Origin of the sequence: Bacillus canaveralius, assembly GCF_002860125.1 — a bacterium.
GTDB lineage: Bacteria > Bacillota > Bacilli > Bacillales > Cytobacillaceae > Bacillus_BJ > Bacillus_BJ canaveralius.
This window is the reverse complement of the sequence record NZ_PGVA01000004.1, coordinates 141,178-159,159: the sequence shown is the minus strand read 5'-3', so window position 1 is coordinate 159,159 and position 17,982 is coordinate 141,178. Positions and strand designations below refer to the sequence as shown.

Below are 17,982 nucleotides of genomic sequence, written 5' to 3'. Positions count from 1 at the left end.
TTGAGGTAACAGCTAATAAAGTAACCCAATTATATCATATGCCTATTTCCGCCTCAAATTTACTAATGGTTCCGGTCTGCAACCAAATCAGCAATGTCTTGCAGAAGGCTTGTATACAATATGGTTTCCTTTAGAGCCAATTTGGCTTTGTGAATATGCCCGGCTAGTTCCTGTTTTGCCCCTTCCATCGTCAGCAAAGAAGGATATGTACTTTTTTGGTTGTTCATATCACTGCCAATTGGTTTGCCAATCAGCTCCTCACTTCCTTCGAGGTCTAATATATCATCCCGAATTTGAAATGCAAGACCTAAATGGTAGGCATACCGGGTCAGCTTGTCAATAGTGGCTTTGTCAGCACCAGCCAACAACGCTCCAGCCAGCACGCTGTATATCAACAGCTTTCCAGTTTTGTGAACATGAATATATTCTAATTCTTCTTTAGTCAGTGCCTTTCCTTCGCCTTCAAGATCGGCTGCCTGGCCGCCGACCATGCCTTCTGCCCCTGCTGCCTTTGCGAATTCGATGATCAACTCAAGCTTTATATGAGACGAAGCGAATTGTTCCGGGGTTGCAGCGATGAGTTGAAAGCTATAGGTTAAAAGTGCGTCCCCTGCCAAAATCGCAAATGCTTCGCCGAAAACTTTGTGGCTGGTCGGTTTTCCTCTGCGCAAGTCATCATTGTCCATGCTTGGCAGATCGTCGTGGATCAGCGAATAGGTGTGAAGCATTTCAATCGCTGCAGCAGTGTTCAGCCCCTTTTGGCTCGCTTGCCCAAAGGCATGGAGCGTCGCAAACAGCAAAAGCGGACGAATCCGCTTCCCTCCCGCTTCGAGAGAGTAAAGCATCGCTTCCTTCATAATCGTTGGAGCCTCGATATCCTTTATCGCTTTCCGCAACTGTTCTTCAAGGAGCTTTTTATGTTCATTTGCAAAAGAAGCAAGAGATTGATTGTTCAAAAGGCTATTCCTCCTCTTTGATGGAGAATGGTTCCGTCTTTCCTTCCTCAGTTAAAACCTGGGTCAGCTGCTCCTCCACGCTTTTCAATTTATCATGGCAAAGCTTTGAAAGCTCCATCCCTTCTTTATAGATCGAAATCGCCTCTTCAAGAGGGACGTCGCCCTCCTCCAACCGGTCCACGATTACTTCCAGTTTCTCCATCGCTTCCTCAAATGTAAGTTGTTTTTCAGCTGCCACTGTTCTCGCTCTCCTTTATGTCCATTATCCTGCAGTGCATATAGCCGTCTGCCATTTTGACTTCTATTGATTCGTCCTTTTTCACTGCCGCTATGCTTTTCACCAACTGGCCGTCATCTTTATAAACAAGACTATAGCCCCGGTTCATGATTTTCAAGGGACTTAAGGCTTCAAGTGTTGTTAGCATGCTGTGCAGATCCTTTTGCTTATTTGCATGAATGTTGCCCAATGCTTTCTTTAATGACCGGTTTGATCTTTTATAGCTGGCAACGGCTTCGCTTAATAGCTCGCGCGGATGGACGCGGTTCAGCCGCCCAAGCTCGCGCCGGTGCTGTTCCGATTTTAAGACGAAAAGCTTTTGCGCTCCTTTTACGAGCTGTTCCCTCCGCTTATCGACCTGCTCGATTTTTTGCTCGTACAGCCTTTGCGGATAGCGGAAGGCGTAAGATTTTTGCATGCGGTTCAAGCGCTGATTTTGCGCAGCGACTTTTTCCTTCATCGCGCGCAGCAGTCTTGTCTGCCGATTCATAATCCTCTCCATTAAATCGTCTATATGCGGGACCGCTAGCTCTGCGGCGGCCGTTGGTGTCGGTGCACGCATATCGGCAACAAAATCGGCAATCGTATAATCCGTTTCATGTCCGACGGCGGAAATTACCGGAATGCGAGATTCGAAAATTGTTCTTGCGACAATTTCTTCATTAAAAGCCCACAGTTCTTCAATCGAACCTCCACCACGGCCGACGATCAGCACATCAATTTCGCTGTTGCCATTCGCCATTGCAATGGCCTTTGCAATCGACGGAGCTGCCTGCTCGCCCTGTACTAATGCAGGAATGAGGATAACGCTCGCAATCGGATAGCGGCGCTTCAGTGTTGTCAGAACATCGCGAATAGCCGCACCAGTTGGCGAGGTGATCACCCCTACTGTATGAGGATACTTTGGGATGCTTTTTTTGTACTGGGGTGAAAATAGCCCTTCCTTCTGCAGCTTTTCTTTCAGCTGCTCATAAGCCAAGTAAAGCTCGCCGACTCCATCCGGGCGCATTTCCTTGATGTACATTTGATACTGGCCGCTCGATTCATAGACGGTTATATCTCCTTTAACAAGCACCTTCATGCCGTTTTCCGGGGAAAACTTCATGAATCGATTGGAGCTCGAAAACATAACGGCAAGAATCCGGGCTTTTTCATCCTTCAGAGTGAAGTACATATGACCGCTCGAATGCTGTTTATAATTGGAGATTTCCCCCTTCACAAAAATGTCCTGCAAATGGGGATCAGCATCAAATTTTCTTTTTATATATTTTGTTAAAGCGTGAACGGTTAAAAAACGCTGTTCCTTCATAACAAGCTCCTTTAAATTTCCAGCTAAACAGCTTGGCACAAACAAACTGTCCCCATCTATTATAAGGTTTGGATCTCCATCCGTCACCTCTCCAGGGTTTCGAATATTCAAGATCCATCCTCATAATAGACAGGGACTCTAATTTGGTTAATGCGTTTTTTGCAGCCTTTTTTGAAAGTTATCAGCTGATTTCAATGTATTGTGCATAAGCATGGTGATCGTCATTGGTCCGACTCCGCCTGGAACAGGAGTGATGTAGGCTGCCTTTGTGCTTACTTCTTCAAATGCAACATCACCGCAAAGCTTTCCTTGATCATTGCGGTTCATCCCGACATCAACGACAACAGCGCCTTCCTTCACGTGGTCAGCAGTGATTAAGTTGGCTATGCCGACCGCTGCAACGAGTATATCGGCAGTTTTCGTAAAAGCTTTTAAATCCTTTGTCTTTGAATGACAGTATGTAACAGTAGCATTCTCATTTAGAAACAGCTGCCCTGATGGCTTCCCGACGATGTTGCTGCGCCCGATGACAACCACATGCTTGCCGGCGATTTCGATATTCATCTCTTTTAGCATAACGATAATCCCTGCGGGTGTACACGATACGAATGCATCCTGTCCAGTCATCATTCTGCCGATGTTAACAGGATGAAATCCGTCCACATCCTTGTCAGGCGAGATCGCCTCGATTACATTCGTTTCATTGATATGTTTTGGGAGCGGAAGCTGCACTAAAATACCATGGATTGAGTCGTCATTGTTTAGCTCGGCAATTTTGGAGAGCAGCTCTCGTTCTGTAAGCGACTCGGGATATTTGAGCACAACGGAATGCATCCCCAGCTCTTTGCTTGCTCTCTCCTTATTTTTTACATATGTACCTGATGCCTGGTCATTTCCTACTAATATGACAGCAAGACCCGGGTGAACATTTAGTCTCTTTAACCTGGCCACATCATCGGCAATTTCTGCGCGCTTTTTTCTGGCAATTTCTTTTCCATCAATAATTTGGGCTGTCATGACATTTCCCCCTGTTTTCATATTCCATTCCGCTGTATGCTATTGACGGCTATTATGCTAATTGCTGTTTAATCTTGGACAATACTCCATTGATAAACCGGCTGGATTGTTCATCTCCATATAGCTTGGCAATTTCGATTGCTTCATCAAGAACGACATTTTGCGGAACTTCTTCTTTACAATAGGCAAGCTCAAAAGCAGCCATTCTTAGTAAATTCCGATCAACAGTTGCCAGGCGCTCAAGCGTCCATTTTTCAAGATGAACTTTAATCATGCCGTCTAGTTCATCTTTATGCTCGACAACACCTGAAACCAGTCTTGATAAATACTCATCGCCTGGTGCTTCTTCCAAAACGTGTTCGATTGCTGCGTCCGGCTCAGCCTGACTAACGTCAATTTGAAAAAGAGCCTGGAGTGCCTTTTCTCTCGCTGTTCTTCTTTTCATTTGAATTATGTGCTCCTTTTTAAGGAAATATGTTTTTTGTGTGCCACATCTTATTGAAAAAATAACTTTTCACTATAGTCTCAATTCATAACAAGATAATAGCACAAGTCGACTTGCTCTGCACGGTCTCTTTCGTTATTTTGCTTACTAAACAGGAATTTCACTATTATCTGAATAAATTTCATAAAGCAATTCTTTAACTGAAAAACGAACGGTCATTTAACATTCAGATAATATTATTCGTTTCCTACGGCATACTCCTGTTTATTTAGACAACGTCATTAAAAAAACCAAAGACAGCAGATGTCTTTGGTTTGTTTATTAAATCTCTTCAATTTCTTCGGCTTCCTGCTTTTGGTTTTCAAACTGAATGCCGACGACATGAATGTTTACTTCTTCTGCGTTTAAAGCCGTCATATTAAGCAGTGCCTGACGAATGTTGTCCTGGATTTTCTGGGCAACATGCGGGATTGAGACGCCGAATTTCATCAGGCAATAAACATCAACCTTGATTCCTTGTTCGGTAAGCTCGACTTTCACGCCTTTGCCATGGTTTTTTTTGCCGAGCCTTTCAACTACACCAGTTGCGAAGTTTCCGCGCATTTGCGAAACTCCTTCCACCTCTGAGGCGGCAATTCCGGCAATAACCTCGATTACTTCCGGAGCAATTTCGACTTTGCCAAGCCCTGTATTCTCTTTGTTCATTTCAAGAATGTTGTTTTCGCTCATTTCATGCACCTCCAAATTATTTATCCGATTTCATCACATCATACAGTTCCAGAAATTTCGTATTGAATTGACCATCTACAAATTGCTCATGGTCCAGCAGCCTTAAGTGAAACGGAATTGTCGTATGGATGCCTTCAATAACAAATTCATTCAGAGCTCTTTTCATTCTGGCAATCGCTTCTTCCCGGCTGCTTCCGTATGTGATGACCTTCGCAATCATTGAATCGTAGTACGGCGGGATCGTATATCCGGGATACGCAGCCGAATCAATCCGGACTCCAAATCCGCCTGGCGGTAAGTACGTATTGATTTTTCCGGCTGATGGCATAAAGTTCTTTTCAGGATTTTCAGCATTAATTCTGCATTCGATCGCCCAGCCGGTAAAGATGACTTCATCCTGTTTTAAGCGAAGCCTCTCTCCGGACGCCACCCTGATTTGCTCCTTAATCAAATCGACACCGGTGACCATTTCAGTTACCGGGTGTTCAACTTGAATCCTTGTGTTCATTTCCATAAAGTAAAATTTGCGATTGCGATAATCATATATAAATTCTACCGTGCCAGCGCCTGAATAATCAACTGCTTTTGCAGCTTTTACAGCTGCATCTCCCATTTCTTCACGAATTTCCCCGTCGAGGGCCGGTGAAGGGGTTTCTTCCAGCAGTTTTTGCAGTCGTCTTTGGATAGTGCAATCCCGTTCGCCAAGGTGGATAACATTCCCATAACTATCCGCGAGGACTTGAATCTCGACGTGACGAAAATCTTCGATAAATTTTTCAAGATAAACGCCTGGATTCCCAAAAGCAGTCAATGCTTCCTGCTGGGTAATAGTAATCCCTTTAATCAGCTCCTGCTCTGTTCTTGCGATGCGGATTCCCTTCCCGCCACCGCCGGCTGTTGCTTTAATGATAACCGGGAAACCGATTTTATTTGCGAGTTCCACACCATCATCGACCGATTTAAGTATTCCCTGCGAGCCAGGAACAATCGGAACGCCAGCCTCGCGCATCGTTTCCCGTGCAATATCCTTCGTGCCCATTTTCGTGATTGCTTCGGGACTTGGGCCCACGAACGTGATATTCACTTCCCGGCACAGTTCAGCAAAGTCTGCATTTTCGGCGAGGAATCCATACCCTGGATGGATCGCGTCACAGTCGGTCAATTTGGCAACGCTGATAATATTTGTAAAGTTTAAGTAGCTGTCCTTTGAAGCTGTCGGTCCAATACAGTAAGCTTCGTCCGCAAGCTGAACATGAAGAGATTCCCTATCAGCTTCCGAGTATACTGCCACCGTTTCAATATTCATCTCATGGCAAGCACGGATGATCCGAACGGCGATTTCTCCTCTGTTTGCGATTAACAGTTTTTTTATCATGATAAAATTAGCCCCCCTTATTCAGGCTTAACCAGAAATAAAGGCTGGCCATATTCTACAAGCTGCCCGTCACTCACTAAAAATTCAACAATTTCGCCATTCACTTCAGCCTCGATTTCATTGAACAGTTTCATCGCTTCGACAATACAAACGATGGAGTCATTGGAGACCTTTGATCCCACTTTTACATATGCAGGAGTATCTGGTGATGATGATTGATAAAAAGTCCCAACCATTGGGGATGTGATCTTATGTAGATTCGTAGCTTCAGGAGCTGCTTCTTCCCTGGCTGCGGGTTTTTCCTCTGCAGGAGTTTCTTGGTTAACTTCAGATAGAGCAGATTGTTGCGGTTTTACAGTTTCCACAACAGGGATTTCATTGATTGGCTGAGCGACCACAGTTGTCTCTGCTTTGTTCTTTTTCATTTTAATTTTTGAACCATCTTGTTCAAAAACAAATTCGTCAATGCTTGAATGATCAACAAGCTTTATCAGTTCACGTATTTCTTGCACCTTCAACATGATTACACCTCTGTCCTTCTTAATTAAGACTAGCTTCTAATATCATACGATAAGACCTGCTCAAAGTTCAACAATGTATTCGAGAGTCACAAGATAAAAAGCCTCTCCACCCTATTGTAATATTTTTTATCATAATTGTGAATTTTTCCGAAAGGGTTTTCATTACCATTTATCGAAAATGGTTGCACACTCGGGGAGAGGAGCAAATACGAAGCGAGGTATGTATTTTAACAATACCTGTAGGTGCCCAACGCTCTTTCATGGTCCAATGAAGAATTGTCTTCATAGAAAAAAGCATCGGCTCTCCATACCGATGCTTTTCCCATGCAAGTATAAATCCTTGTCTGCTGAGGCTAAAATTCCCAACCCACTGTACTCAGCGGAAATGAGAACAGCCTATTTGGAACCGTGGAACCTGACGGCTATGTCTTGCTCATTAATCTCTGATTTCACCATTTGTATAATTTCATTTGCCGCTTTAGGGGTGTTTTCTTCCGCTTTAATTGTAATCAGGACTTTATCTCCATCAGCACGCACCAGCGCATCATCATAGCCTGCCGCTATGATCAATGTCTCCAAAATTTCTTCCTTTTCGGCGATGGCATCTAATTCTTTCATCTGGTCGTAAGCTTCGCTTTTTTCCTCGGTGGTTAACTCAGAAGAAGCCATCATCTCTGTTAATTGCTCTTTCAGCTCGCTGCGCTTATCGTTGAGTTCAAGGCGGAGCTCTTCAAATACATCATCGCTTGCAGCACCGGAAATGACCATGCTTTCGTCCTTTGACTCAGCTGCTGGAGTGTCTGGTGCACCGTTTTCAGCTTCCTGGGGATTTTTTTCTTCCTCTACTCCTGCGAAGTCATTGCTTTGCTGTTCAGGAGAAGTAATGTAATAGACGGACAAAACGACTACTAAACTTAACATTGTTAACAACCAGACTGTTTGCTTTTTTAATAACATTTATGAATCCCCCTTTGTTTTCTTTGGCATCACTGAAACTCTGTGACTCGGGACGTCCAGCACCCTTGTTACTGCTTCAATAATCCACTTTTTCACTTGAATATTATTTGCGCCCTTAGCAACGACGAGCACACCGCGGATTGCCGGCTTCTTTGTCTCTAAAACGATCGGAACTTCTTTTTCGCCATTGCGGATAATTACAAGCTGCTCATCCTCTGACATATCTTCAACCATGCGTTTCCCGCCTTCCCGGTCAGTTTCCTCGGTTATTTGGGATTGAGTCACCTTGTTTTTTTCGAGAACTTTTTTTTCGGTGGCATCAACATTGACGACAACGGAGACGTCATCTACACCAACAATACCTTCAAGGGCTTCTTTCAGCTGGACTTCGTAAGCCTCTTCATAGTCTTTAATCATGCTATTTCCACCAGTACTCTTCTGTCCGAATGCTTCAACATCATCGCTTTTATTTTCTTCATTGCCATTCATCACTGGCAAAGCTGTTTCAGATGGCTTCTCACTGAAAAGCATGTTGCTGATTAACATGATGGCAGCACCGAAAAGGAGGACCAATAGTAAGTAATGGTATTTACCCGGTTTTTTATCAGCTTGTTTATCCCCGAAAAACTGTTTTTTTAACCATGTCAACGGCCCTTTATCCTTGTCCATTTACTTTGGTATTCCCCCCTTCAATCGTCACTTCGATAGTGCTTTCATTAACATTCCACTTTTGCGAGAGAAGAGAAACGATTTTGCTTGTTTGATTGTTAGGTCGCTTTGATGGAAGAGGTTGTTCTGTATTGATTTCTATTTTCTTTACTGCTTCGACTGCCTCGGGTCCAGCGTCTGGATATTTCAGTTGAACGATGACTTTTTGCAGGTTTTCCGGGAATTCATGCTGGTCTTGTTCGTCTACTAAAACATCAATTTTAACAATTTCCAATCCGTACTGGTCCATCAACTCCTTTTTTGCGTCCGTTTCCATGTCGACAGCCATTTGTTCTAAAATATATGCATGTTGGGATGCTTGTATTTCTTTTTTCTGCATTTCTATCAAATTTCCCATGCTTTGATCGCGCTGGCTCTCAAAAACCGGGATCGAAGCAACAGCCGCTTCAAAATCAGAAGAAAAAAATTTTAGAATCGGTGTTAAAATAATCGCAATCAGAAGCAAGCCGGTGACCATTTTTGCATACTTTTGAAAATTAGAATTAGGGAGCAGCATATCCAGCACAGTTGCCAGCAACACAAACAAAATAATATTCGTGATCCATTCTGTGATAAAGTCCATGCTTCTCCCCCTATCGGACCATCATCGTTAGGTTGCCGGCGGCAATGATAACGGTAATACTTAAAAAGAACATTAACGAAACGATCGCCAGCGCAGCAAACACGTAAATAACACTTTTACTAATCACATCAAGGCAGGCAATAATTGGACCCCCGCCAAGCGGCTGCAAAATCGCAGCAGCAAATTTATAAATAAAGGCAATCATCAAAATTTTAAGGGCAGGGAACGCAGCGATTAGCAGCAATATAATCACTCCGGCTATGCCAACTGTATTTTTAAGGAGGACGGAAGCACTAATCACTGTATCCGTCGCATCGGTAAACATTCTCCCGATAACCGGTATAAAATTTCCGGTTATAAACTTTGCTGTCCTGAGCGTAACTCCATCGGTTACCGCAGTGGACGCACCCTGTACAGAAATAACTCCCAAAAAAACGGTTAAAAACAACCCGAGCAGGCCGATGCTCCAATTTCGCAACAGCTGGGCCAGCTGGGTGACCTTATAATGCTCGGTTAAAATGCTGACAATGCTGAGCAGTGCTGATAGAAACAGGAGTGGCAAAACGACGTACTGAATGAGCAAGCCGCTCGTATTCATTAAAAAAAGGATAACTGGATGAAAAAAAGCCGCCGAAACCAGGCCTCCCGAAGCGGCAATTAATGCAAGCAAAAGCGGGACAAGTGCTAGAATGAAATGAATCATCGAGCTGATCGCCTCGTTCGTATAGCTGATCGCAACGTGAAAGCTATTTAGAGCAATAATCATCAGCACAACAAAGACAATCATATAAGCTACTTTGCTGACGTTACTTTTTTCAAAAGCATTTTGCAGTGATTGTAAAAACATGCTGAAAATCGTCAGCATGATTAAAGAGCCAAGCAGTTTCCCATTAACAAGAAATTCATGAAACAAAAATTTTAAACCGCCCGAGAACCACTCCCGTAAAGAAAAGTGCTTGTCCCCTTTAATAAATTCGTATAGGCTTCCTTTCTGGCTCTCGGGCAAAAAGCCGCCGTATTCAGACAGGATGTCTTCCCAGAATTGTTTGAGCTCCTCTATATTGAGCGTGTCAAGCTGGGCATTGGCCATCTCTTCTGCATTTAATGCAGGATTTTGCTGATCTGTTTCAGGTGAGGCTTGTACGGTTGCGACGAATACAAAGGACAATGCAAAAATAAGGATGATCATTAGCTGCAGCCGCTGCTTCATGGTACCACCTCTTTTTAATGGAATCCTGCTTCGATTTAATTCGGGATTAGTTGAATGACAGTTTCGATCATGACGGTCAGGATCGGGATAGCCATCGCCAGTATCAAAATTTTGCCGGCTAATTCGATTTTTGAGGCGATCGCACCTTGGCCCGCATCCTTCGTGATTTGCGCTGCAAATTCGGCAATATAGGCAATGCCGATGATTTTCAATATCGTTTCTACATAAATAATGTTTACTTTCGCATTTATGGCTATTTTTTCGACCATATGGATAACTTGATAGATCTGATCAACAAGGAATAAGAAGATGGCGCAGCCAACAAAAACGATTAATAGAAAGGCAAAATTCGGTTTTTGCTCCTTCACGATTAATGCTAGGAAAGTAGCTACTAAGGCCACTCCTGCAATTTGGATAATCTCAATCGCCAGTCCCTCCTTTACCCCTGGAACAGGAAGACAGATTTAATTTTTTGAAATAGCTCGTCAACAATTGAGGCCACCATAAACAAAATATAGATAAACCCGAACAGGGTAACCCACTGGGCATATTCTTTTTTTCCAACCTGATCAAGAATCGTATGCAGGAAAGCAACGACTATTCCCACCCCGGCAATTTTAAAAATCACATCCACGTCTATGCCCATCATTTCTCCCCCTAAGTGCTACATCAATAATATGATGACTAGTAATCCGGACAGGAATCCGAGACTTTTGACCATTCTTTCGTATTTCGCCTGTTTATCACGGGCGTCGGCTTCTTCCCTTTCCAGATGGGAAAGAGTGAGGATAATTTGCTTTTGCTGGGAATGGCGGTCGTGCCGGCCAAGCGTCTCCCCAAACTGCTTCATAATTTCAAATTCCCCGAGCTTTAAAGCTGTGAGCTTCCAGATGTGATTTAAGCTTTCTTCCCAGGCGGCCTTGACCGTTGTTTCTGATTCGGTCAGTTTATTGGCAAAGGCCTCAAAAAAGAGCGAGAGCGGTTTTGGAAGCTGGGCAGCCAAACGTCTCGAAGCTTCATGCAATGGTGTATGCCCATACATGATTTCCGCCTCGAGTGACTGCAATGCTGATTTCAGCTGCCGAAGCTGCCGCGGCCTTTCACTTAAATGACGGGCAGCTTCAAAGCCAGTCCATGTAGTTGCAATGATAATGAGTACGGCACCGATTAATTTCAGCATTTATGTCACGCTCGCTTTTCCACTCAGTTCGCGTCCGAAACCATCCTTTATTTTCGTAATGGTTCCCGGACCTTCTGAACGGCTCAGTTCGATATATCGCTCAAATATGTCCTGTTCGATCAATGGTCTTAAAGTCGGTCTTTTTTTAACTTCAGCCAGCGTACTGCCGTGTGTAGTCATAATCAGCTTGATTCCGGCGTTAACGGCTTCCATAACCGCTTCCCCGTCTTCTTTCCGGCCAATTTCATCAGCGATCAGTACATCCGGACTCATCGAGCGCACCATCATCATCATTCCCTCTGCTTTCGGGCACGCGTCGAGAATATCAATACGCGGGCCAAACGTTAACTGGGGAATGCCATTAACGCTGCCGGCAATTTCAGACCGTTCATCGATAATCCCCACTTTAAAGGGGCCGAAACCTGCTTCCGGACTGCCAGTCGAAATGATTCTCGCTAAATCACGGAGCAGTGTCGTCTTGCCGGTTTGCGGAGGTCCGATAATCAGCGTATCGGCCCATGAGCCCCTGTATAAGTAAGGAACCAGCTTCTCAGCAATTCCCAGCTTTTCTCTGGCAATTCTAATATTAAAAGAGGAAACATCCCTGATCGCTTTGACGATGCCGTGTTCGAGAATCACCTTGCCGCCAAGGCCCACCCGGTGTCCACCCTCGATGGTGATATAGCCGCGCCTAAGCTCTTCCTCCATCGTATAAATGGAGAAATGGCTGATCTTATTCAGCAAATGCTCTGCATCCTCAGGCTTAACAATATATGATAAAAATCGCGGCACCCCTTTGACTGTTATCTCGATGGGCCGATGAATCCTTACGCGTATTTCTTCAATATCTTCTAATTGATTAGGAGGGATTTCCTTAAGTTTTTCTGCAATGCCTTTAGGCAAAAAGGCTGTAACGGTTTCCACAATGATTGATTCCTCCTCGATAGACAGGCTCTCGTTATTAAAAATGTATGCCTGCCCGGCCACTTTATGACCAAGCGCCATAAAATTTGCTGAAGATCACTTTTATACAGGCCTGAGCTTTTCAGAAAAATATTTGGAAAATTACGAATATAATTTATACTGAAGATGAAGAAGATTTTTTCGAAGGAGGTGCGATTATGACTGGCAATGTGTATATGTGAAAAGGCCTTGTCATGGACAAGACCTTTTTGTTTTTTAATTAAAACCAAGTTATTTACCACCTGTAAAAGAAATCCCTTTAATAAAGTAGCGGTTAAAGAAAGCGTATAGTAGCAATACCGGAAGAGTAAAGACCATCGATGCAGCCATAATGTAATTCCAGTAGCTGACGAACTGCCCTTTAAAGGTGTTAAGTCCGAGCGGAAGAGTAAACATATCCGCATCGGTCATGACGATCAGCGGCCTCATAAAGTCGTTCCAGGAGCCCATAAAAATAAAGAGCGCCTGTGCCGCCAATGCCGGCTTGGCCAGAGGCAGAACAATCCTGAAGAATGTGCCGAAACGGCTTAATCCGTCGATTTCAGCAGCTTCCTCCAATTCTTTTGGGAAGTTAATAAAGAACTGACGCATCATGAAAATGTAAGTGGCGTTAATCATCGCCGGAACAATCATGCCCTGATAAGAGTTAAGCCAGCCAAACTCTTTTAAGATTAAATAGTTTGGAATCATCGTTACTTGAACCGGAATCATCAATACACCAAGGATAACGATAAACAGCAATTTTTTCCCAGGGAACGCAAGGCGGGCAAGTGCATAACCTGCCATTGAGTTGAAAATTAAATTCAAGACTGTAGTAATTGTCGCGATCACAATGCTGTTCAACATCCAACGAGGGAATAATTCCTGTTCAATGAATATCTGCTTATAATTATCCAGTGTGAAATCCTTTGGGATAAAGCTTAACGTTCCGCTGACAATTTCCTGGAGCGTCTTAAACGATGATGATAGCGCCCATAAAAACGGGACCAATGTTGTAATTGCATAAAGTACTAAAATGGTATATAAAAAGATCTTCCCGAAACCCGCCTTTTTCTTCATTATTGTCTCTCCTCCCCCTATTAATATAAGGACTCTTCCTTGGAAATTTTACGCTGCAATAAGGTCGCAATAAGGATAATTAATGCGAGCAAGAATGAAAGTGCAGCTGCATATCCCATTGTTCCCAGTGTTTTAAATGCATATTGATAGACTAATAAAACAACTGTTAGGGTACTATTATCAGGTCCTCCTGAACCTGCAGAGAAGATGTATGATTGATCAAACAACTGGAATGTACCGATCAAACCCATGATCGCCACAAACGATGTAACCGGGCGCAAATTTGGAACGGTAATATGCCAAAATTTATGAAATACATTTGCTCCGTCCAGTTCTGCTGCTTCGTATAAAGAATCAGGAATTCCCTGCAATGCAGCCAGATAAATGACCATAAAGAACGGTGCGGTTGACCAGATATTCATGATCATGATCGCATTAAGCGCTATATTCGGATCTCCCAAAAAATTATATGTTGGAAGGCCTATGAAATCCAGCACATTGTTAATCAAGCCTTCTTTGTTATACATCCACATAAAAATTAATGTAAGCACAGCGGAAGAAGTTAAAGTAGGCAGGAAGTAAACAATTCTGAAGAATGTTTGCCCTTTTAACCCTGCATTAAGAGTTGCTGCGAGAATAAGTGCAAGCAGAGTTTGGCAAGGAACCACAATGATTACGTATTTAAATGTATTCCAAAGCGCAATCTTTGCCCTCGTATCTCCCCGTATTCTAGTAAAATTATCAAAAGCAACGAAGTCATAACTTATATTTCCTAAAAGCTGTACCTTATGAAAGGACAAGAAGATAATATAAAAGATCGGGCCAATTATAAATAGTAATAAGACGAATAGAGCAGGTGTCATAAAAGTATAGCCCTGGCCTGCTTCACGCAGTTTCCTGGCGGAAAATAAGCTTTTCATCTTTAACACTCCTTTTGAAATTCGTAACGAAGCTCATCCATTAGCTGTGAGACCTCTTTCTGCCGAAGTTCAAATGGACTTCGGGCAGAAAGAGGTCTACAGTTTGGAAAGGAAAGGGGAAACTTTCTTTCCCCTCACCCCCAGTAGATTATTGTGATTCAATTTCATTATTTGCTTGTTTCTGAGCTTCTTCCAATGCCTCATCAAGAGGACGGTCACCAAGGAAAGCGCTTAAAAACTGGTTGTTAAAGTTATTCACGATAATTGGCAGGTTTGCACCTTCTGACCATACTGTTGCATAGGATGCACCCGCTACTAAAGGAGCGCGCAGTTCATCTTTGTCAAATCCAAGCTTTTCCGCTACAGACTTTCTTGAAGGCAAGGCATAACCAAGGCTTGTCCAAGTCTCCATTCCTTCCTTGCCAGTTAAGTAAGAAAGTAATTCCCATGATGCTTCTTTCTTTTCGGAAGCAGCGTTCATTACATAAGCAACATCATATGCCATTGTTGACTTTTCGCCGTTAACGGTTGGAAGTTCAGCGGTTGCATATTCGATATCCGGGAATGTATCTGCTAAATAAGGAATCGCCCAGTTCCCTTCGATAACCATGGCTGCTTTCCCCTGGCCGAACATTTCTCCGCCCCAAGTTACGCCAACTTCTTTCGGTTCAACTGAAGACTTATCAGCATTATGCATTTCTATAATAGGTTGCAGCGCTTCGACAACTTCAGGTGATGCAAAGTTTGCTTTGCCATCCTTTACAACATCTCCGCCACCAGACTCGGCAAGCCAGAACATACGGGCAAGCTCAGGAGCCACGCCAAAACCATACACTCCGTCTTTGGTCAATTTCTTGGCTGCTTCGCGAAGCTCATCCCATGTTTTTGGCACTTCAACGCCTGCTTCTTCAAGCATTTTCTTGTTATAGAATAAAGCTAGTGTTGAATAATCTTTAGGAAATCCATATGTTTGACCGTCAACCTTGAAAGCATCCAACAAAGGCTTCTCGAAATCATCGACATCAAACTCTTCTGTTACGTATCCATCAAGAGGTTCAATTACACCAGTTTGAATAAGGCCCGGTGCTTCAAATGCATCCAGATAAAACACATCAGGACCCTCACCGCCGATTAAACGCGTTTTAATAACATCCATGTATTGCTCAGAAATAATTTCAAGCTTTACGTCGATATTAGGGTGTTTTTCTTCGAAATCAGAAATCGTCTGTTTGAGCAGTTTCTCTTCAGTAGGATTGCCACCCCAGCCAGCAAGTGTTACTTCGACTTTTTCTCCACTGCCGGATTCCCCGTTGCTGCCGCTTTTTGATGTATCATCGCTGCCGTTGCAGCCAGCTAAGATGCTGGCAGCCAGCATAGAAGTAATCCCCAGTGACGCCATCCATTTTTTTGACCTCATTTTTGAAATTCCCCTTTCAAAATTTTTAAAATTAATATATCTAAAGGAGGTTTCTCTCCTAAAGAGCGATGTAGCTTAACGTTAAACTTTTTCTCCTTTCTTAAACACCAGCTCACAGCCTGTCGTATTCTTGAGGACCTGAACATTGATCGTATTTTCAGTTCTGGTAACCGAGATGGATAAATGTCCTTCGCAGATGGCTATATCGCTGACAGTCAACTCCTGCATGTCCTCAAGCAATGCAGGAGAAAGGTGAATCTCCTTGTTAATGCTGTCGGGGAACAAGCCGAGCAATGATTGAACAAATACGAGCGGTGTACCTGCTGCCCAGGCTTGTGGGGAACACGCAACCGGATATTTAACCGCTTTTCCGATTGAAGCATCGTAGCCACAGAACAGCTCCGGAAGCCTATCGTATTCAAAATGGGCACCGGCACGTATCAATCCTTCAATAACTATATTTGCCGCATCCTGACGGAGAAGTTTGCTCATACCCAGCAAAATTAAACTGTTATCATGCGGCCAAATACTTCCGTCATGGTAGCTCATCGGATTGTACGCAGACTCGCCTTCACCCATAGTGCGAATACCGAAGCCGGAAAACATTTTTTTAGATAAAAGAGTATTTATTACTGCTTCAGCTTTGTCCTTTTCAAGCATTTCAGATAGTAGAACATGGCCAGGATTTGAAGTGATCGTTCCGACCTGTTTCTTGTTGGCATCAAGAGCAATTGCATAGAACTTGGCATCCTCCATCCAAAACGCTTCATCAAATCGATCCTTTACTTGCTTAGCTTGTTTTCGCAATGCCAGCGCTTCTGCAGGTTTTCCTAAATTTTCATAAATGTTGGCAATCCCTATTTTTGCGTGGTATACATAACCCTGAACCTCGGATAAGGCAATCGGTGTGTCAGCGTACTCACCGTTCCTGTGTACAACTGAGTCTCCTGAGTCCTTCCAGCCCTGGTTGGCAATTCCCTTGCTGGACTCCTGGTGGTATTCAACAAATAAATCTCCATCCCGATCGCCGTAATGGTCGATCCAATTAAGCGCGGCTTCCACATTGTGAGACAGCTGTTTCACCAGCTCCAAATCACCTGTCCACTTGACATATTCCGAGAGTAGAATTAAGAACAATGGTGTCGCATCAATCGTTCCATAATAAGGAGTGAACGGGATTTGATTGGTTGCCGCGAGTTCACCATAGCGAATTTCATGCATGATTTTTCCCGGCTGTTCGTCTCTCCATGGATCTACCTTCTTGCCCTGGCTGCTTGCCATAGTCAACAAGGTTCCTTTTGCAATGTCAGGATTGAAAGCCAGCATTTGCAATGCTGCGATTAGACTATCCCTCCCGAACGGAACACTGTACCAAGGCAATCCGGCGACAGGAAACTTGCCGTAACCTACATCGGTCAGCAGAACTCTTACGTCATCAATTCCCCGCTCTACTAATTTTTGTAATGGAAGATAATCAGTATGAACCTTCGTAATCTCCTGTCCCCAAGCCTCGTAAGAAGCTTTTAGCCGGGACATCGCATCCGCAATCTCAATATTCTTTTTGGGCTCTTCTGCACCAATCAGAGGCTGAATCGTAAATGTAATCGTTTTCTCTTCAGCGTTATGTAAAGAAATGTTAAACGAAACATTCCCGCCTTCTTCAACCGTTGCTGCGTCCTGATCCCAGGATACTAACGAACGGCGGCTAACCTTATCCGCGCCAAGATAGTTGTAAGTTATTGAGTTGCCCTCGATACTCTGTCCGGTACGTTTACCCATTGTTCCATTTTGAAATCCGCGTACAATAAACATATCTGTAAAGTCGACATCCATGTGCACGCTTAGATCAAATTGCACCGACTTTGGAAAGTAATTTTTCACTTTGATAGATTCGTATAGAATCCCTTCATTTATAAATCTTGTCCGTTCAATTTCGACTGATTCCCTCCATAAAACAAGTGAACCGTCATTCTCCATATGAGGGTTTGTCAACAATATGGTAGCCATATAATTTTCTTTGGCATCAGATGACAATAGAATTGGCTCTTCTCCATTAATTTTGATATCAAGCTTGCTTAAGAATCGAGTATCATTACGGTACAGACCCAATCCGTAAGTGTGATTCTCCGGGATGTTCCCTTTTTCATCCGTTAAAAGAAATAAATTATTTTCCTTAATGACTCTGTATTCCATGGTGCTCCTCCTTAATACTGTTTTCCGAAACGTTTCGGTTTTTTAGGATAATTCCCCGAAACGTTTCGGATTTTACCGGCAATCAATTTTGCAGGTGTACTTTGACATCTCTCCGTAATTGCACGAAGCACCGAATTAAGAATGCCTGTTTCGCATATTGACG

At 43.4% G+C, this 17,982-nt stretch carries 20 protein-coding genes; all 20 read right to left on the bottom strand.

Translation table 11 applies throughout. The annotated features are described in order from the left end of the window. Positions 1-62: 62 nt before the first annotated feature. On the bottom strand, positions 63-956 hold the full coding sequence (locus tag CU635_RS02935; protein ID WP_101575670.1) for a polyprenyl synthetase family protein: 894 nt from the start codon (positions 954-956) through the stop codon (positions 63-65). 4 nt (positions 957-960) lie between these two features. Beyond that, positions 961-1,194 carry an exodeoxyribonuclease VII small subunit gene (locus CU635_RS02930; protein ID WP_101575669.1) on the bottom strand — a complete coding sequence of 78 codons (234 nt, stop codon included), beginning with the start codon at positions 1,192-1,194 and terminating at the stop codon, positions 961-963. After that, positions 1,184-2,542, bottom strand: a complete 1,359-nt coding sequence (gene xseA / locus CU635_RS02925; RefSeq protein WP_101575823.1) for an exodeoxyribonuclease VII large subunit — start codon at positions 2,540-2,542, stop codon at positions 1,184-1,186. Before xseA ends, CU635_RS02930 begins: the two co-directional genes overlap by 11 nt. A gap of 147 nt (positions 2,543-2,689) precedes the next feature. Beyond that, positions 2,690-3,559: a bifunctional methylenetetrahydrofolate dehydrogenase/methenyltetrahydrofolate cyclohydrolase FolD gene (folD, locus tag CU635_RS02920; protein WP_101575668.1), complete on the bottom strand. Its 870-nt coding sequence runs from the start codon at positions 3,557-3,559 to the stop codon at positions 2,690-2,692. A 52-nt stretch (positions 3,560-3,611) separates the two neighbouring features. Next, a complete protein-coding gene (gene nusB / locus CU635_RS02915) occupies positions 3,612-4,004 on the bottom strand; it encodes a transcription antitermination factor NusB (protein ID WP_101575667.1) in 393 nt (130 codons plus the stop codon). A 321-nt stretch (positions 4,005-4,325) separates the two neighbouring features. Further along, positions 4,326-4,733, bottom strand: a complete 408-nt coding sequence (locus CU635_RS02910) for an Asp23/Gls24 family envelope stress response protein (RefSeq protein WP_101575666.1) — start codon at positions 4,731-4,733, stop codon at positions 4,326-4,328. 16 nt (positions 4,734-4,749) lie between these two features. Beyond that, positions 4,750-6,108, bottom strand: coding sequence for an acetyl-CoA carboxylase biotin carboxylase subunit (gene accC / locus CU635_RS02905; protein WP_101575665.1), 1,359 nt, complete (start codon positions 6,106-6,108; stop codon positions 4,750-4,752). 17 nt (positions 6,109-6,125) lie between these two features. Beyond that, positions 6,126-6,629, bottom strand: coding sequence for an acetyl-CoA carboxylase biotin carboxyl carrier protein (accB, locus tag CU635_RS02900; protein WP_101575664.1), 504 nt, complete (start codon positions 6,627-6,629; stop codon positions 6,126-6,128). Between the two features lie 396 nt (positions 6,630-7,025). Continuing rightward, the gene (locus CU635_RS02895) at positions 7,026-7,586 is read right to left on the bottom strand and encodes a SpoIIIAH-like family protein (RefSeq protein WP_101575663.1); all 561 of its coding nucleotides are present in this window, start codon (positions 7,584-7,586) and stop codon (positions 7,026-7,028) included. After that, positions 7,587-8,255 (bottom strand): stage III sporulation protein AG, encoded by a 669-nt coding sequence (gene spoIIIAG, locus CU635_RS02890; RefSeq protein WP_101575662.1) that lies wholly within the window; start codon positions 8,253-8,255, stop codon positions 7,587-7,589. Further along, complete coding sequence (gene spoIIIAF / locus CU635_RS02885; RefSeq protein ID WP_101575661.1) at positions 8,242-8,877, bottom strand: stage III sporulation protein AF; 636 nt, start codon at positions 8,875-8,877, stop codon at positions 8,242-8,244. Before spoIIIAF ends, spoIIIAG begins: the two co-directional genes overlap by 14 nt. 10 nt (positions 8,878-8,887) lie before the next feature. Next, entirely contained in the window at positions 8,888-10,087 is a 1,200-nt protein-coding gene (gene spoIIIAE, locus CU635_RS02880; protein ID WP_101575660.1) for a stage III sporulation protein AE, read from the bottom strand. Positions 10,088-10,122: 35 nt separating this feature from the next. Continuing rightward, positions 10,123-10,518 carry a stage III sporulation protein AD gene (gene spoIIIAD, locus CU635_RS02875; RefSeq protein ID WP_101575659.1) on the bottom strand — a complete coding sequence of 132 codons (396 nt, stop codon included), beginning with the start codon at positions 10,516-10,518 and terminating at the stop codon, positions 10,123-10,125. Between the two features lie 8 nt (positions 10,519-10,526). Next, positions 10,527-10,733, bottom strand: a complete 207-nt coding sequence (spoIIIAC, locus tag CU635_RS02870; RefSeq protein ID WP_101575658.1) for a stage III sporulation protein AC — start codon at positions 10,731-10,733, stop codon at positions 10,527-10,529. A gap of 18 nt (positions 10,734-10,751) precedes the next feature. Continuing rightward, positions 10,752-11,267, bottom strand: a complete 516-nt coding sequence (spoIIIAB, locus tag CU635_RS02865) for a stage III sporulation protein SpoIIIAB (protein ID WP_101575657.1) — start codon at positions 11,265-11,267, stop codon at positions 10,752-10,754. Beyond that, positions 11,268-12,191: a stage III sporulation protein AA gene (gene spoIIIAA / locus CU635_RS02860; RefSeq protein ID WP_101575656.1), complete on the bottom strand. Its 924-nt coding sequence runs from the start codon at positions 12,189-12,191 to the stop codon at positions 11,268-11,270. Positions 12,192-12,461: 270 nt separating this feature from the next. Continuing rightward, complete coding sequence (locus CU635_RS02855; protein WP_101575655.1) at positions 12,462-13,289, bottom strand: carbohydrate ABC transporter permease; 828 nt, start codon at positions 13,287-13,289, stop codon at positions 12,462-12,464. Positions 13,290-13,309: 20 nt separating this feature from the next. Further along, on the bottom strand, positions 13,310-14,209 hold the full coding sequence (locus tag CU635_RS02850) for a carbohydrate ABC transporter permease (RefSeq protein ID WP_101575654.1): 900 nt from the start codon (positions 14,207-14,209) through the stop codon (positions 13,310-13,312). 148 nt (positions 14,210-14,357) lie between these two features. Beyond that, positions 14,358-15,626, bottom strand: coding sequence for an ABC transporter substrate-binding protein (locus CU635_RS02845; protein WP_101575653.1), 1,269 nt, complete (start codon positions 15,624-15,626; stop codon positions 14,358-14,360). 81 nt (positions 15,627-15,707) lie between these two features. Further along, the gene (locus tag CU635_RS02840) at positions 15,708-17,819 is read right to left on the bottom strand and encodes an amylo-alpha-1,6-glucosidase (RefSeq protein WP_101575652.1); all 2,112 of its coding nucleotides are present in this window, start codon (positions 17,817-17,819) and stop codon (positions 15,708-15,710) included. Positions 17,820-17,982: the final 163 nt, after the last annotated feature.

What these genes read in the sequence shown, in the direction of transcription:
- spoIIIAE (WP_101575660.1), bottom strand. Translation starts at nt 10,087, where the DNA reads ATGAAGCAGCGGCTGCAGCTAATGATCATCCTTATTTTTGCATTGTCC.
- spoIIIAC (WP_101575658.1), bottom strand. Translation starts at nt 10,733, where the DNA reads ATGGGCATAGACGTGGATGTGATTTTTAAAATTGCCGGGGTGGGAATA.
- CU635_RS02845 (WP_101575653.1), bottom strand. Translation starts at nt 15,626, where the DNA reads ATGAGGTCAAAAAAATGGATGGCGTCACTGGGGATTACTTCTATGCTG.
- spoIIIAB (WP_101575657.1), bottom strand. Translation starts at nt 11,267, where the DNA reads ATGCTGAAATTAATCGGTGCCGTACTCATTATCATTGCAACTACATGG.
- CU635_RS02895 (WP_101575663.1), bottom strand. Translation starts at nt 7,586, where the DNA reads ATGTTATTAAAAAAGCAAACAGTCTGGTTGTTAACAATGTTAAGTTTA.
- spoIIIAF (WP_101575661.1), bottom strand. Translation starts at nt 8,877, where the DNA reads ATGGACTTTATCACAGAATGGATCACGAATATTATTTTGTTTGTGTTG.
- spoIIIAG (WP_101575662.1), bottom strand. Translation starts at nt 8,255, where the DNA reads ATGGACAAGGATAAAGGGCCGTTGACATGGTTAAAAAAACAGTTTTTC.
- CU635_RS02855 (WP_101575655.1), bottom strand. Translation starts at nt 13,289, where the DNA reads ATGAAGAAAAAGGCGGGTTTCGGGAAGATCTTTTTATATACCATTTTA.
- accC (WP_101575665.1), bottom strand. Translation starts at nt 6,108, where the DNA reads ATGATAAAAAAACTGTTAATCGCAAACAGAGGAGAAATCGCCGTTCGG.
- xseA (WP_101575823.1), bottom strand. Translation starts at nt 2,542, where the DNA reads ATGAAGGAACAGCGTTTTTTAACCGTTCACGCTTTAACAAAATATATA.
- accB (WP_101575664.1), bottom strand. Translation starts at nt 6,629, where the DNA reads ATGTTGAAGGTGCAAGAAATACGTGAACTGATAAAGCTTGTTGATCAT.
- CU635_RS02910 (WP_101575666.1), bottom strand. Translation starts at nt 4,733, where the DNA reads ATGAGCGAAAACAACATTCTTGAAATGAACAAAGAGAATACAGGGCTT.
- nusB (WP_101575667.1), bottom strand. Translation starts at nt 4,004, where the DNA reads ATGAAAAGAAGAACAGCGAGAGAAAAGGCACTCCAGGCTCTTTTTCAA.
- folD (WP_101575668.1), bottom strand. Translation starts at nt 3,559, where the DNA reads ATGACAGCCCAAATTATTGATGGAAAAGAAATTGCCAGAAAAAAGCGC.
- CU635_RS02850 (WP_101575654.1), bottom strand. Translation starts at nt 14,209, where the DNA reads ATGAAAAGCTTATTTTCCGCCAGGAAACTGCGTGAAGCAGGCCAGGGC.
- CU635_RS02840 (WP_101575652.1), bottom strand. Translation starts at nt 17,819, where the DNA reads ATGGAATACAGAGTCATTAAGGAAAATAATTTATTTCTTTTAACGGAT.